Origin of the sequence: Enterocloster bolteae (assembly GCF_002234575.2) — a bacterium.
Classification (GTDB): Bacteria; Bacillota; Clostridia; order Lachnospirales; family Lachnospiraceae; genus Enterocloster; species Enterocloster bolteae.
This window is the reverse complement of the sequence record NZ_CP022464.2, coordinates 3,948,750-3,963,695: the sequence shown is the minus strand read 5'-3', so window position 1 is coordinate 3,963,695 and position 14,946 is coordinate 3,948,750. Positions and strand designations below refer to the sequence as shown.

Annotated in this window: 12 protein-coding genes; 11 read left to right on the top strand and 1 reads right to left on the bottom strand. The window is 47.0% G+C overall.

What is annotated here, in order from left to right:
- The first annotated feature begins 90 nt into the window (after nt 1-90).
- The 7 genes from CGC65_RS18485 to CGC65_RS18455 all read left to right on the top strand — a co-directional run bounded on the left by CGC65_RS18485 (nt 91) and on the right by CGC65_RS18455 (nt 7,987).
- Nucleotides 91-1,623 (top strand): sugar ABC transporter ATP-binding protein, encoded by a 1,533-nt coding sequence (locus tag CGC65_RS18485; protein WP_002564870.1) that lies wholly within the window; start codon nt 91-93, stop codon nt 1,621-1,623.
- Between the two features lie 3 nt (nt 1,624-1,626).
- Nucleotides 1,627-2,925: an ArgE/DapE family deacylase gene (locus CGC65_RS18480; protein WP_002564869.1), complete on the top strand. Its 1,299-nt coding sequence runs from the start codon at nt 1,627-1,629 to the stop codon at nt 2,923-2,925.
- Nucleotides 2,926-2,982: 57 nt separating this feature from the next.
- The gene (locus tag CGC65_RS18475; RefSeq protein ID WP_002578300.1) at nt 2,983-3,960 is read left to right on the top strand and encodes an ABC transporter permease; all 978 of its coding nucleotides are present in this window, start codon (nt 2,983-2,985) and stop codon (nt 3,958-3,960) included.
- On the top strand, nt 3,957-4,934 hold the full coding sequence (locus CGC65_RS18470; RefSeq protein WP_002564867.1) for an ABC transporter permease: 978 nt from the start codon (nt 3,957-3,959) through the stop codon (nt 4,932-4,934). Before CGC65_RS18475 ends, CGC65_RS18470 begins: the two co-directional genes overlap by 4 nt.
- Before the next feature lie 14 nt (nt 4,935-4,948).
- Nucleotides 4,949-5,698: a glutamine amidotransferase gene (locus tag CGC65_RS18465; RefSeq protein WP_002564866.1), complete on the top strand. Its 750-nt coding sequence runs from the start codon at nt 4,949-4,951 to the stop codon at nt 5,696-5,698.
- Nucleotides 5,699-5,762: 64 nt separating this feature from the next.
- Entirely contained in the window at nt 5,763-6,914 is a 1,152-nt protein-coding gene (locus tag CGC65_RS18460; RefSeq protein ID WP_002564865.1) for a M20 family metallopeptidase, read from the top strand.
- 50 nt (nt 6,915-6,964) lie between these two features.
- Nucleotides 6,965-7,987, top strand: coding sequence for a LacI family DNA-binding transcriptional regulator (locus CGC65_RS18455; protein ID WP_002564864.1), 1,023 nt, complete (start codon nt 6,965-6,967; stop codon nt 7,985-7,987).
- 72 nt (nt 7,988-8,059) lie between these two features.
- On the opposite strand, the gene CGC65_RS18450 is transcribed toward CGC65_RS18455, so the two are convergent.
- A complete protein-coding gene (locus CGC65_RS18450; RefSeq protein ID WP_002564863.1) occupies nt 8,060-10,042 on the bottom strand; it encodes a sodium-translocating pyrophosphatase in 1,983 nt (660 codons plus the stop codon).
- A 242-nt stretch (nt 10,043-10,284) separates the two neighbouring features.
- Here CGC65_RS18450 and CGC65_RS18445 point away from each other — a divergent pair, with 242 nt between their 5' ends.
- From CGC65_RS18445 to CGC65_RS18430, 4 genes are all read left to right on the top strand, one after another.
- A complete protein-coding gene (locus CGC65_RS18445) occupies nt 10,285-10,680 on the top strand; it encodes a pyridoxamine 5'-phosphate oxidase family protein (protein ID WP_038281899.1) in 396 nt (131 codons plus the stop codon).
- Between the two features lie 262 nt (nt 10,681-10,942).
- Nucleotides 10,943-12,916 (top strand): putative bifunctional diguanylate cyclase/phosphodiesterase, encoded by a 1,974-nt coding sequence (locus CGC65_RS18440; protein ID WP_007038186.1) that lies wholly within the window; start codon nt 10,943-10,945, stop codon nt 12,914-12,916.
- A 115-nt stretch (nt 12,917-13,031) separates the two neighbouring features.
- Nucleotides 13,032-13,676: a GntR family transcriptional regulator gene (locus CGC65_RS18435; RefSeq protein WP_235622283.1), complete on the top strand. Its 645-nt coding sequence runs from the start codon at nt 13,032-13,034 to the stop codon at nt 13,674-13,676.
- Between the two features lie 169 nt (nt 13,677-13,845).
- Nucleotides 13,846-14,934 (top strand): TRAP transporter substrate-binding protein, encoded by a 1,089-nt coding sequence (locus CGC65_RS18430; RefSeq protein ID WP_002564859.1) that lies wholly within the window; start codon nt 13,846-13,848, stop codon nt 14,932-14,934.
- Nucleotides 14,935-14,946: the final 12 nt, after the last annotated feature.

The window sequence follows — 14,946 nt, the reverse complement described above, 5'->3', positions numbered from 1 at the left end:
GAGCGTATTAAGTAAGGCATCAGACAGGGCGCGCATTCAGACGGCACAAGGAGGATGTGTGCCCTGCTTTTTAGAAGGGAGCTGAGATAATTGGCGGAAGAAATCATCCTGAAGGCGGAATCCATCAGCAAGTCATTTGGCGGTGTAAAGGCGCTGCAGAATGTTAGCTTTGAATTGAAAAAGGGAGAGATACTCTCTGTAATCGGAGAAAACGGTGCCGGTAAATCCACTTTAATGAAAATTGTGGCCGGGGCCCTTAAGAATGACAAAGGAGAGATTTATTTTGAAGGAAAAAAGCTGAGTCTGAATTCTCCATTAGATGCCGTCAAGACGGGAATATCCATTGTATATCAGGAACCCAATATATTTGCGGATATGTCTGTTTTGGAGAACATCTTCATGGGTAATGAAGTGGTAAATTTAAACAAGACAATTCAGTGGACAAAAATGTACGAGGAGGCAGTGGAAGCCCTTAAATTGGTGGGTCTTAACGGCAATATTCTTCATCTGACAATGAGCGAATTGTCTATTGGAAACCAGCAGCTGGTTCTGATAGCCAGAGGAATTTATAAGAAGTGTAAGATTCTGATACTGGATGAGCCGACCTCCATACTGAGCCATGGAGAGTCTGAGAAACTGTTTGAAATCATTGCAGACCTTAAGTCCAAAGGGGTCAGCATCATGTATATCAGTCACAGGATTCCTGAGATACTGCGAATTTCAGATAATATTATTGTACTCAGGGATGGCTGTCTGACAGGCACCCTGTCTCCCAGGGAAGCAGACGAAGAATCTATCATCACGGCCATGTCGGGCCGTAAAATCAATATGAGCGTATACCAGACCCGAGAGATTAAAGACGATACAATACTGGAAGTCAGAAATCTGGGGTATAAGAATCAATACCAGAATATTACATTTTCATTGAAACCCGGTGAAATCCTGGGGATGTACGGCTTGGTTGGATCGGGCCGCTCTGAGATAGCCAGGGCCATATTCGGGGAGACAAAGGCCGAAACAGGAAACATCATTTTTGAGGGGAAGGATATTACAGGAACGGATATTAATGGTGCCATAGAAAAGAATATATTTTATGTGCCGGAGGACAGAGGAGCCCAGGGGCTCTTTGATATTCACCCTATCAGGGACAATATGAGCGTATCTTTTTTGGACGGCTTCTCTAATAAATTCAGCTTTATCCGTAAGAAGGAAGAGAGAAAAGCAGTACAGGATAATATAGAAAAATACAGCATCAAGACACCCTCCCAGGACCTGAGTGTCAACAGCCTGAGCGGAGGAGGCCAGCAGAAGGTGCTGCTGTGCCGGTGGCTTATGAGAAAACCAAAAGTCCTCATATTGGATGAACCGACTAGAGGAATTGATGTGGCCACTAAGGCGGAGATACATAAATATATCATGGAACTGGCGGCGGAAGGTGTGGCCATACTGGTAATATCATCAGACCTGCCTGAAATAATGGGGGTAAGCGACCGTATCCTGACCCTGCACAAAGGAACCATCACGGCCGAGTTTGACAGGGAAACAGTAACGGAAGAGAAGATTCTGAAAAATGCGCTGAATCTGTCAGACCAGTCTTTAAGTGTTCATAGCGAGGAGGTTTAATAAATGAAAGAGAAAGTATATCGGTGGATAGATGAAAATGAGGGGGAGGTTGTAAAGCTGCTGCAGGAACTGATACGGATACCAAGCGTCAATCCGTATTTCGATGAGGATAAGCAGTACATGCAGGAGGGGAAGGCCCAGGCATATCTGAAAGAATATTTGGAAGATATGGGGATGGACACGGAGCTTACCTACCCGGATGCCGGGAAACTGGTGGCGTATAAGGATAAGGCAGGTTATTATGCGGACCATACCTTTGAAGACAGGCCAAATCTGCTGGGGACATTGAAAGGGGAAGGCGGAGGAAGATCCATTCTGCTCTCAGGCCACATGGATGTGGTACAGAGAGGAAATAAATGGGTACATGATTCCTTTGGGGCGGAGATAGTGGATGGAAAAATATATGGCAGGGGAGCTCTTGACATGAAGGGTGGTATTGCGGCCATGACGGTAGCCCTAAAAGCTATTAGCCGAAGCGGGATAAAGCTGAAGGGCGATGCAATGATAGGAACCGTGGTGGACGAGGAGGCCGGAGGAATGGGTACCCTGGCACTGGTGGCTGAAGGATACAGGGCAGACGGCTGTCTGATTACGGAACCCACCCACCTGAAGATTGCGCCTCTTTGCAGAGGAATCCTTTGGGGAAAATTAATCATTGAGGGAAGGTCAGGACACATTGAACTGAAACAGGGAGATTACAGAACCGGAGGGGCAGTGGACGCCATTGATAAGGCATCCCTTTACCTGGAACATTTCAGGAGGCTCAACAAGGAGTGGTCCGTGACCAAGGAACATAAGTACCTGCCTATTCCATGCCAGCTTCATGTTGCCCAGTTTAATGCAGGGGAGTACCCCACTACATTTGCTAATCATGCGGAATTGGTATTTGACGCTCAGTATCTGCCGGCAGAGAAGGATGAGAACGGACTGGGCTCCAGGGTAAAGAAGGAGCTGGAGGATTTTGTCCAGGCAGTTGCCATGACAGATCCGTGGTTAAGAGAAAATCCTCCCAGAATAGAGTGGCTCATAGATGCTGACTGTGGGGAAACGCTGGATGACCAGCCATTCTTCCAGACCGTAAGGGACAGCGCCAGAGAGATAAATCCAGGTTCAGAGGTAGAAGGCATCTGCTGCCATACTGATATGGGATGGTTCTGCAATGTGGGTATTCCTACCATGAATATTGGGCCCGGAGATTCCAGACTTGCCCATCAGGCGGACGAGTATGTGGAAGTTGATGAACTCGTAACCTGCACCAAGATGATTGCCTCTATTTTAATGGACTGGTGCGGTGTGGCGTGATGAGGTCAGAAGGGCCACGCTATCGTCTTCGCAGATTATGTGGATGGAGGTAAACATATGTTTAAAAAATACGTTCCAAAGCCGGGGCGCAGGGAATATATAACATTTTTGATCCTGTTTCTGGAAATCGTTCTGTTCGGCATCTTTGCTCCTAATTTTCTGACTGTATCCAATCTGGTCCGTGTGGTACAGAATAATGCAGAGATTGCCATTGTCAGTATCGGCATGACCATTGTCATGCTGTTGGGCGGAATCGACCTGTCGGTGGGTTCTGTCATGGGAGTCATCGCCATTGTCATAGGATACATGCTTCAGGCAGATATAAACATTCTTTTGATTGCGGTTGTGGCTATCTGTATCGGCATTGGACTGGGCCTGGTCAACGGTTTTTTGGTGGCAAAGTTTAATATACCGGATATGATTGTCACACTGGCAACCATGAATATCTGGAAAGCAGCTATATTTGCACTGCTGGGAGGCAAATGGCTTACGGGTCTGAATCCCAGTTATGGAGTTATCACCCGTGCCAGAGTACTGGGAATTCCGGTGCTCCTGCTTTTCATCATCGGTGTCTATGCTGTTTTTTATTATTTCCTTATGTATCGCAGATTTGGCCGGCATATTTATGCGACTGGGTGCAATCCTCAGTCTGCCAATTTGAGCGGCATTAATATCGCAGGTGTCAAGATGGTATCTTACTGTATATCCGGTGGCATTGTTGCGATAGCAGCTATGCTTTACATAGCCAGAATGGGGAGTGTGGAGATGACTATTGGTTCAGATCTTCCCATTGCATGTATTGCCGCAGTGACCATCGGCGGTACCGGCTCCAAGGGAGGCGGAAAAAGAGGCAGTGTCATAGGGACGCTTGCAGGGGTACTATTCATCGCATTCCTCAAAAACGGTATTGTAATTCTTGGAATTCCTTCACTGCTGGAGAACTGCTTTATAGGACTTCTAATCATCATCTCCGTACTGTTTGATGCATTGACATCCAGATACGGGCTTTTAAAGGGGAAGGGGGAAGCTGCATGAGTAAATTAGCATTTTCAATCGCAAAGAGCAGAACGAAATTCCTTCTTCTGCTTCTGGCACTGGAGATTGTGGTCCTCTCCTGTATCAGCCCATATTTTCTTAGTCTGGGCAATCTATTACAGATTACCCAGTTCGGAGCAGGTCTGACCCTGCTGTCACTGGGAGAAGCTCTGGTAATGGTTGGAGGAAAGGACGGTATTGATATCTCCATCGGTTCCACCATGAGCCTTTCAGGTGTTATATTTGGCCTGGCAGTTATGGGTGGGGCAAGTATACCGGTGGCTATTGTGATTTCATTGGCAGCAGGCGCTGCCCTGGGCGCTGTCAACGGTGTGCTTATAGCCATGGCGGGTGTGCCGGCGCTGATTGCCACCCTGGGTACCCAGTATGTGTACAGCTCGCTGGCATTATATCTGACCGGCGGAATACCCATCAGCGGATTTCCGGAATCCTTTGAGTGGCTCTCACTTAAAAGTACATTTGGAATACCTAATCAGATACTGTTTGTGGTGATTCCGGTCACCATATTGGTATTCATATTGATTTACAAGATGAAGTTTGGACGGCGTGCTTATCTTATGGGGACAAATCCTGAGGCAGCCAAGTTCACAGGAATCCGTGAAGTAAGGATTCGTATGGGAATATATATACTGGCCGGCGTTCTGGCTGCCATCAGTGCTGTCATCAATAATTCATGGCTTATGACGGCCAGGGCGGATGCTGGTACGGGAATGGAGATGCAGGCCATAACTGTGGCTGTATTAGGCGGTATCAGCGTGGCCGGCGGCAGCGGACATCTGGGCGGTGTTCTGATTGGTGTCATCATCATCACCATGATGAATTCCGGATTACAGATTGCTAATATTAATTCCGTATGGCAGCTGGCAGTCCTGGGCCTTATTCTGATTCTGGCTATCATACTAAACCATATGATGAATAAGTTTGTTATCCGGGTCGAGAAAAATAGAGAATAAAAAAGGAAGGGTAGATGAAAATGAAACGAGTATTACTTGCGGGAGAATCATGGATGAGTTATACCACCCATGTGAAGGGATTTGACAGTTTTTATACATCCGTATATGAGACAGGAGAAAAATGGCTGAAAGCAGCTCTTGAGAAGGGGGGATACCAGGTGGATTTTCTGCCGAATCATCTGGCTTCGGAAGAATTTCCATTTACTATGGAAGAAATTAAGAAGTATGACTGTGTAATTCTCTCAGATATAGGAGCCAACACGCTGCTGCTTCCGGTCCCCACTTTTACCAGGAGCCAAAAGATGCCTAACCGGGCAAAGTTGATCCGGGATTATGTACTGGAAGGGGGAAGCCTTATCATGGTAGGCGGTTATCTCACTTTTTCCGGTGTGGACGCAAAGGGTAAATGGCATGATACCGCGGTTCAGGAGGTGTTGCCAGTAGAGGTGCTGACCGTGGATGACCGTATGGAGCACTGCGAAGGAGTAAAGCCCCAGGTGGTCAGGGAACATGAAGCGCTTTCAGGCATACCGGAGGACTGGCCGGAGGTACTGGGCTATAACAGAACCATTCCAAGGGAAGATGCTGTAGTGGCGGTGGAAGTGGAAGGAGATCCGCTGGTGGCATTTGGTTCCTATGGCAAGGGGAGGAGCGCTGTATTCACTACAGACTGCGCGCCTCACTGGGCTCCGCCTGAGTTCTGCGAGTGGGAATATTATGATAAAATCTGGCAGGGAATTGCTGACTGGCTGACAACGAAGTAGTGTAGTGTGAGGCACCGCATATTTGCGGCGCCTCATTGTTTCTATAAAAGAAAGGTGATTGCAAATGAAGGAATATGATGAATATGGATTTTTACAGGCAGTTTTGGAAATACCAAGTGTAAATGGAGCAGATGACGAGGGGGCAGTGGCCAGGTTCCTCTGTGATTTCCTGAGAGACTGCGGTGTGGACAGCCAGGTGATTCCCATTGACGACAGCCATGCGGATGTGATTGCCAACATAAAGGGAGAATCAGAGGATTTAGTGGTGTTAAACGGTCATCTCGACACAGTTCCCTATGGGAAACGTGAGGAGTGGGACACACCTCCTGAACGGTGTGTCAGGAGGAATAACCGCTTTTATGGAAGAGGTGCCAGTGATATGAAGAGCGGTCTGGCAGCAATGGTCTATGTACTGGGAACCATGGTTAAGGCCGGCTGCAGTCCCAGAATGAATCTGTGTTTTATGGGGACATGTGATGAGGAAAAAGGAGGACTGGGGGCCAGGAAAATCCTGCAGGAAAACCGGATGCCGCAGCCGTCACTCCTTCTTATAGGCGAACCAACAGGACTGAAACCGGGCGTGGCTCAAAAAGGCTGTATGTGGATTGAATTGACGGTGGACGGAGTGACCAGCCATGGGGCCTATCCGGATGAAGGCATCAATGCAGTAGAATATGGCATGGACATTGCAAGGGAGTTTAAAGAAATAATAGGTTCACACAGTCATGGTATATTGGGAACAGCCACAGTGCAGGTAACAAAAATACAGGGTGGCATTGCACCTAATATGACACCTGACAGAGCTGAAATATTTATGGATGTGCGTACCGTTCCGGGGATGGAGCCAGAGGATGTGGTGAAGATGCTGGAGGATGTATGCTCGCGGCGTTTTAAGAGGTGTCCGGGCAGGGGAGGATATCATTATAATGTGGTGAACCAACGCAGGGCCATTGAGATAGAAGGAAGCCACCCATGGGTGGCGGAATTTGATGAGGTACTAAAACAGATGGGTCTGAGTACACAGAGGGTAGGCATTAACTATTTTACTGATGCGTCCATTTTGACGGAATATAACCACAGTATGCCGGTTCTGTTATTAGGACCAGGAGAACCGTCTCTGTGCCATAAACCCAACGAGTATGTAGAGCTGGAAAAATATTCAAAATATGTTTATATTATGAAAAAAGTCTTTTTTACGTCTTTTGAAAATGATTGAAATATCGTATAATCAGAGATAAGAATATAGAATTAATGAGGCATGGAACATTGAGGACAACGATAAAAGACATCGCAAGATATACGGGTTTTTCGGTGACAACCATTTCCCTGGTTTTAAATGGAAAAGCAAAGAAGATTCCAAAACAGACAAAGGATGTCATTCTGGAAGCAGCGGATAGGCTGAATTACCATCCAAATCAGGTAGCCGTGGGTTTGGTAAAAAAGAGGACCAATACAATAGGGCTAATCATATCAGATGTGAGCAATGTATTTTTTTCCAATCTGGCTAAAGGAGTGGAGGATGAATGCCGCAGACAGGACTGGAATTTGATTCTCTGCAATACCAATGACAAACATTCGCGGGATATATCCTACATACAGGTCCTGGCCGATAAGGGCGTAGATGGTATCCTTTTCTGTATGGCTCTTGACAGCAGTAAAAAGAAGGGGATGGAAAGCATTGGTCTGATGGAGAAGCTTAAGATTCCTTTTGTCATGATTGACCGTTTTCTGGAAGGAGCCAGGTGCTGTTTCGTGAGCCTGAATCATGAACTGGGCGGATATATGGCCACGGAACATCTTTTGAAGCTGGGGCACAGACGGATTGGATGCGTTACAGGACCGGATGTGTTGGAGGATTCTATGGCACGTCTTACGGGGTATAAGAAGGCTTTGGCGGAATATGAAATTGATTTTGAACCCTCCCTTTTATACCACGGCAATTATGACAGGGAGAGCGGTATAAACGGAGCGGATTACCTGGTGGATAAAGATGTATCAGCTATATTTGCATTCAACGATATGTGTGCCTATGGGGTATATAACCGTCTGAAACGCCTGGGCAAGTCGGTTCCGGAGGATATATCCCTGGTGGGGTATGATAATATCTTTTTTTCGGAGATACTGGATGTGCCTCTGACATCAGTGGAACAGCCTGTGTATGAGATGGGGGTTGAGGCAGTGAAACAGCTGATTGATGGTATCAACAGCGGGAATTGCGCCGAGAAGAGCATTTTGTTCCAGCCCAGATTGATTGTTAGGGAGAGTACGTCAGAGTATAAGGAGCGGTAAGAAAATTGTGAAATTGTGAAAAAAGGGACTCCGGAACATCCGGAGCCCTTTTTGTAAGGGTGATATTAATTATTAGATTAATCCTCCAAACTGCAGGAACAGAGGAGCAAATACCAGAGACACAATCGTCATCAGCTTAATAAGAATGTTGATGGAAGGACCTGAGGTATCCTTGAAGGGATCGCCAACTGTATCGCCAACTACAGCGGCCTTATGAGAATCACTGCCTTTGCCGCCGTGGTTTCCTTCCTCGATGTACTTCTTTGCATTATCCCATGCGCCGCCGGAGTTGGACATGAAGATGGCCATTAACACACCGGTTACCAGAGCGCCGGTCAGAAGTCCGCCAAGGGCAGATGGTCCCAGGATGAGACCGGTTGCCAGAGGCGCCAGCACTGCCATCAGACCTGGCAGGAACATCTCGCGAAGGGCGGCTTTGGTGGAAATGGATACGCAGGAAGCGTAGTCAGGCCGGTCAGTTCCCTTGAGAATACCGGGTTTTTCCCTGAACTGGCGGCGTACCTCCTCAATCATCTGATGGGCGGCCTTGGATACGGATTCCATGGTCATGGCAGAGAAGAGGAATGTCAGCATTCCGCCGATGAAAAGTCCTACAATAACATGCGCGTTAAGGATGTCAATGGTGGTGAGCTTTACTGCCTCAGCATAGGAAACAAACAGGGCCAGAGCTGTAAGGGCAGCAGAACCGATGGCAAAACCTTTGCCGATGGCAGCGGTTGTATTGCCAACAGAGTCCAGCTTGTCAGTTATATCCCTGACGTTTTTGTCCAGACCGGCCATTTCGGCGATTCCGCCTGCATTGTCAGCGATGGGACCGTAAGCGTCAATGGCTACGGTGATTCCGGTGGTGGACAGCATGCCTACGGCTGCCAGGGCAATTCCGTAAAGGCCCATAAGTTTGTTGGAAATCAGAACACCCACACACACCAGCAGGATAGGAACTGCGGTTGACTGCATTCCCACTGCAAGGCCGCTGATAATGGTGGTGGCGGAGCCGGTTTCAGACTGCTTGGCAATTTTTTTGACAAAACGGTAATCGCCGGATGTATATATTTCAGTGACAGCTCCAATCAGCACGCCTACCAATAAACCTGTAATGATGGTAAAGGCAGCCATGAAATTGCCGAAGAATATGCGGCTGAGGATAAGGGAGCAGACCACTACCAAAGCGGTTGCGCTGTACTCGCCTGTTTTTAATGCCTTGTGCGGATCGGAATTGCCGATGCTCTTGACTAACAGGGAGCCTATGATTGCGGCAATGATACCGCATGCTGACAGCACCAGCGGAAAAACAATGCCTGCTTCCTGATAGAAAACCAGTCCCAGTGTCAGAGCTGAAATCAGGGAACCCACATAGGATTCAAACAGGTCGGCACCCATACCGGCCACATCGCCTACATTGTCGCCTACGTTGTCTGCGATAACAGCTGGGTTACGGGGATCGTCCTCTGGGATGCCGGCCTCTACCTTGCCTACCAGGTCAGCGCCAACGTCAGCTGCCTTGGTGTAAATGCCTCCGCCCACACGGGCAAAAAGTGCGATGGAAGAAGCGCCCAGGCTGAAGCCTGATAAAACGGATACGTCTCTTGTAATTATGTAGAGAACGCCTACGCCCAGCAGGCCTAAGCCTACCACGGCCATTCCCATAACGCTTCCGCCGGAGAATGCAAGGGCCAGTGCGCGGTGCATGCCGGATGTACGGGCAGCATTAGCGGTACGGCTGTTGGCGCGGATGGCGGCGTTCATGCCCAGATAACCGGCCATGGTGGAAAATCCGCTTCCCACAAGGAAACATCCGGCTGTAATCCAGTTCCGTGTTCCGAAACCGATGACAAAGAATAACACAGCTACAAAAACGACCAGTATGCGGTACTCAGAAGCCAGAAATGCATTGGCGCCCTCTGCGATTGCGTCAGCAATCTCACGCATCTTGTCAGTGCCTGGATCCTCCTTGACGACCTGCTGTCTTAAAATGACAGCAAACAGGAGTCCAAGCAGCCCCACTACTGGGACTAAGAATAACATTTGTTCCATAATACCCTCCTAAATGATTGGTTAAGATAAGATCTTCTTAATGGGATTGTAACAGAGTTACTGGGATTTTTCAACAAAAAATGTTAGAATACCTTAAAATAATTGTAAAACAAATGGTATCTTTAAGATACCATAGCACTGTCAGGTGCCTATCCCACTTAAAAGTGCGTTCTTGCAGGCGCACGGTACGCATTTTATAATACTGGTATAAAAAATAAGTTAAAGGAAGGATGAGAATTATGATGAATAAAGTTGTGGATTTTTTACAGGCAAATCCTGTACAGTATCTGGGGACCGTTGGCAGGGATGGGAAAGCAAAGTGCCGTCCCTTCATGTTCTGTTTTGAGAAAGATGGAAAGCTGTGGTTCTGCACCAACAACCAGAAGGATGTGTACAAGGACATGCAGGCTAATCCGGAGGTGGAAGTATCTGTTTCTGATCCCGCTTATGCGTGGCTTCGTCTCCACGGCAGGGCGGTTTTTGAAGATAATATGGAGGTAAAGGAAGCCTGCATGGCTAATCCGATTGTGAAAGGTCAGTATAATACAGCCGACAATCCCATTTTTGTTGTTTTTTACCTGGAGAATCCCCACGGTGTGATTGCTGATTTTTCCGGCAACCCGCCTTATGAATTTTAAGGGCACAATGAAGGAAGGATACAGAGCAGAAATATTTGAAATTGTATTGACTAAAAATTCCCGGCGCCAATGTGGGCCGGGAATTTTTTTGCGCCTTTTCGCGGGAGCGGAATAAGAATTGCGGAGGTGAAATATTGCGGTGAAATATTTCCCATATTGGTTATTGATGTAAACAGAAATTTGGTATATGATTAAGAAATGATGACACCTTGTACACGTTGAGAAAAAAGATTGAAAAGGGGTTTTAGTACAGCGGGCAGGGGTGGGAAATGGCAGGTATATAAGGGTGAGATGGAACATAGCTCCGGAAACAATATCATTGGTTATCCTGGGAATTATATGGGTGTATGCCAGGAAAGGCAGCCATCTGCCAAGTCTGAAAAACAGGATGTTCCAGGAGTGTCTGACTGTTACCTTTGCGGCCATGCTGAGCAATATACTGTCCACCTTTATGCTGAGCGGCTATATCCTTGTGCCTGTCTGGGTCACATGGGCAATCACCACCATATACTTTATACTGACACCTCTTATGGGGATGGTGTATTATCTTTATGCGGTTTCCGTTATATATGAAGAAAGGCCCCAGCTTAACCGCATGATTCTGTTAGGCGGAATTCCGGGGGCTGTCTATACATTGCTGGTACTGTCCAATTTTTTCACAAAATGTCTGTTTGATATCACTGCAAATCAGGGCTATGAGCAGGGCAGCCTGATTTTTATAACCTATCTTATTTTTTATGCGTACTGCGCGTGTTGCATTGTCATTGCGGTCAGGAACAGACGCTCCATAGACCGCCACATTTATCACATATTGGCCACATTTCCTGTTTTGGCTGTTCTTGTAATATTTTTCCAGCAGATGTACCCCAATATTATATTGTCCGGTTCCGCTGCCACCTGTGCATTGCTGATTATTTACCTGCATCTCCAGAACCGTCAGATATCCCTGGACTATCTCACCAATGTACCCAACCGTCAGGAACTCCTTAACATGCTGGACCTTCTTCTGAGAAGGTATCCGGATAAGGATTTCACGCTGTTAGTGGTTTCCATACGTGATTTCAGACAGATTAATAATATCTGCGGACAGCACAGAGGAGATGCTTTTTTAAAGCTGGTATGCGCCTTTTTGTGTAGTGTGGGTCCCAAGGAAAATGTCTACCGGTACAGCGGGGACGAGTTTGCGCTTTTGTTTATCAATGACAGGGGGGAACGCGTCCGGCAGTGCGTCCTTGACATAGAGGCCCGGATGAGACAGCCGTGGCAGAACCAGGATTACCAGTTCAAGCTTCCGGTAGTGATGGGAATTATACGGCGCTCGGAGTATGTGAAGACTTTGGAGGAAGCGGTCAGTTATATTGAATACGCGGTATCACAGGCCAAGACTGGCAGATATGGACAGGTTTGTTATTGTGACCAGGAGATGCTGGAAAAGCTGGAGCGGAGGAAGAAAATCATCAGGATTTTGAAAGCACAGCTTTCCAATCACAGCGTGGAGATGTATTACCAGCCCATTTACTCCGTGGAAACAGGGCAGTTCCTGTATGCGGAGTCCCTGATGCGCATGAATCATACCACCATAGGTCCGGTCTATCCAAATGAATTCATACCCATTGCGGAGGAGACAGGTCTTATTATTGAACTCACGTATGTAATACTGGATGAAGTCTGTAAATATATTAACCAGCTGATTGAAAAAGGACTGCCCATGGAGGCCATCCATGTGAACTTTTCCGCCATCCAGTTTTCCCAGCCGGATTTGTCCCGGAAAGTGCTGGAGATTATACAGCGAAACGGTACGCCTATGTCCGCCGTTAAAATCGAGTTTACAGAGAGTACGCTGGCAGAGAACCCGCAGGTGGTAACGGATTTTGCCTTGGAGATGAGAAAACATGGGATTGAAATGGGACTGGATGATTTTGGGACAGGCTACTCCAATATTGCCACGGTGATCCGCATCCCGTTTGGAACCATTAAACTGGATAAAAGCCTGATATGGGCGTCCATAGATAATCCCACCTCGGCCCTGACCATAAGGCATCTGGTGCATGCCTTCAAGGACCTGGGAATGACCGTGATTGCCGAGGGTGTGGAAACGGAAAGCCAGAGACAGCTGGTTGAGGATATAGGAGTGGAACAGATACAGGGATACTATTATTCCAAGCCCTTGTCCATGGAGGAGATGGAGGAGTTTCTTAAAATAAACAGATACGGTTCCGCTGGGGGAGGGGAGTAAAGGCATTGCGTTATCCGCGTATAACTGATATAATCATGTGATAATGGATACAAAATAAAAAGAGTCGTAAAAGAAGCTGAAAGGAGGTATGCAGGGAAACCTGCATACATTATATATGAAAAATATTAGTCCAATTAAAATGTGGTCTGCCAGGGAGCAGGTGGTCAATTCCCTCAGGGAGGCAATACTTACAAGTGAGCTAAAGGCAGGAGAGAGGCTGGTTTTAAGCGATTTGTCAGCCCGCCTTGGAGTCTCCGTCACTCCAATCAGAGAGGCTCTGCAGAGTTTGGAAAGGGAAGGTTTGGTCCAATTGATGCCTCATAAGGAGGCTGTTGTGGTGGGAATCGACCGCAAATATGTCACTGATTACTATGTGACCAGAGCGATACTGGAAAGCGAGGCAGCTGCCATGGCCTGTGATGCAAAGGACATGACTGTTTTGCTCGGCCATTTAAAAAGGATGGAACAGGTCATAGAGGAGGAGCGTTATCAGGATTACGCTGATGCAAATTATGATTTACATGAAGCAATCTGGATTCTGGCTGATAATGAAAGGATGGAAGGAATCCTAAAGACACTTTTTATATCCAATTCCCTGGCCAGAAATACCAGCCTTAAGGATAATGCCCTCGTATCATTTGGGGAGCACAAGGAGATTGTGAAGGCGATACAGATGAGAAATAAGCAGGATGCAAGGAAGAAGATGCATGCTCATATGATGCGAAGCCTCAGAGACACATTGTCTAAGTATGAAGAATAACAGGAAATTGTGAGGTTTGCTGCATAAAAGCGATAAATGGTATTGACATTTGTGCATAATACTAATATAATTTATACATAAATATTGGATACATTATATCATATAACATATATTTACAAAGTGTATCCAGTTTATGGGGCTATTAATGTATAACTAAGGAGGAAAAACAATGAAGAAGGGAAAGCACTTAGTAAGTCTGATTTTAGCAGCAGCCATGGCAGCAGGTCTGACAGCATGTGGGGGACAGACGGCACCGCAGACAACAGCAGCAGCTTCAGAGGGGACGAAACAGGCAGAAGCAGCAGCGCCGGCTGAATCACAGGAGAAGGAAGAAGCGTCGGCAGGTAAGGCAGAGGTTACATTATCACTGAACCATGTGGGTGCTACCACCCATCCCTACCAATATGGTTCCGAACGGTTTGCAGAGCTGGTTTCAGAGAAAACAGGCGGCCGGATTGCAGTGGAGGTATACCCTGCTTCCCAGATTGCATCTGGTGCAAAGGCAATAGAATTTGTGCAGATGGGTACCCTGGATATAGCTCTGGAGTCCACCATGGCTGCTGAGAACTTTATACCTGAGATAGGAGTTCTGAATCTTCCTTTCCTGTTTGAGAATGCGGACCAGGCATTTTCGGTATTGGACGGAGATGTGGGTAATGAACTGAGAGCAGCGGCCGAGGCCAAGGGTTTTAAGATTTTGTGCTGGATGTACAACGGTTTTAGGGATATCAGCAATTCGGTTAAACCTATAACCGCACCTGAGGATTTAAAGGGACTGAAAATACGTGTCCCGGAGAGCCAGGTATTCTTAAAGACATTTGAGACGCTGGGAGGAGTGCCCACACCCATGGCCATATCTGAGGTTTTTACAGCCATGCAGCTGAAGACAGTTGACGGACAGGAGAATCCGTCCGCCATTTTTGTTAATAACAAATATAACGAGGTAAATGACTACTATTCTGTGACCCATCATATCTTCACGGCAGAGCCGTTAATCATGAGCCTGGATAAGTTTAATTCCTTCAGTGAGGAAGACCAGACCACATTATTGGAAGCAGCCCAGGAGGCAGCAGAATACCAGAGACAGCTGGCCATAGACAGTGCGGACCAGGAACTTCAGCAGATTAAGGATGCAGGTGTCAACGTGAACGTAGTGGAGGATATGAGTGATTTCAAGGCAGCTGTCCAGCCGGTATATGAGACATTCAAAGACCAGTATGGTGCTCTGATAGAGAAAATCCAGGAAGCAACAAAATAGGAGGAGTGTGAT

What these genes read in the sequence shown, in the direction of transcription:
- CGC65_RS18480 (WP_002564869.1), top strand. Translation starts at nt 1,627, where the DNA reads ATGAAAGAGAAAGTATATCGGTGGATAGATGAAAATGAGGGGGAGGTT.
- CGC65_RS18475 (WP_002578300.1), top strand. Translation starts at nt 2,983, where the DNA reads ATGTTTAAAAAATACGTTCCAAAGCCGGGGCGCAGGGAATATATAACA.
- CGC65_RS18445 (WP_038281899.1), top strand. Translation starts at nt 10,285, where the DNA reads ATGAATAAAGTTGTGGATTTTTTACAGGCAAATCCTGTACAGTATCTG.
- CGC65_RS18465 (WP_002564866.1), top strand. Translation starts at nt 4,949, where the DNA reads ATGAAAATGAAACGAGTATTACTTGCGGGAGAATCATGGATGAGTTAT.
- CGC65_RS18470 (WP_002564867.1), top strand. Translation starts at nt 3,957, where the DNA reads ATGAGTAAATTAGCATTTTCAATCGCAAAGAGCAGAACGAAATTCCTT.
- CGC65_RS18435 (WP_235622283.1), top strand. Translation starts at nt 13,032, where the DNA reads ATGAAAAATATTAGTCCAATTAAAATGTGGTCTGCCAGGGAGCAGGTG.
- CGC65_RS18460 (WP_002564865.1), top strand. Translation starts at nt 5,763, where the DNA reads ATGAAGGAATATGATGAATATGGATTTTTACAGGCAGTTTTGGAAATA.
- CGC65_RS18430 (WP_002564859.1), top strand. Translation starts at nt 13,846, where the DNA reads ATGAAGAAGGGAAAGCACTTAGTAAGTCTGATTTTAGCAGCAGCCATG.
- CGC65_RS18450 (WP_002564863.1), bottom strand. Translation starts at nt 10,042, where the DNA reads ATGGAACAAATGTTATTCTTAGTCCCAGTAGTGGGGCTGCTTGGACTC.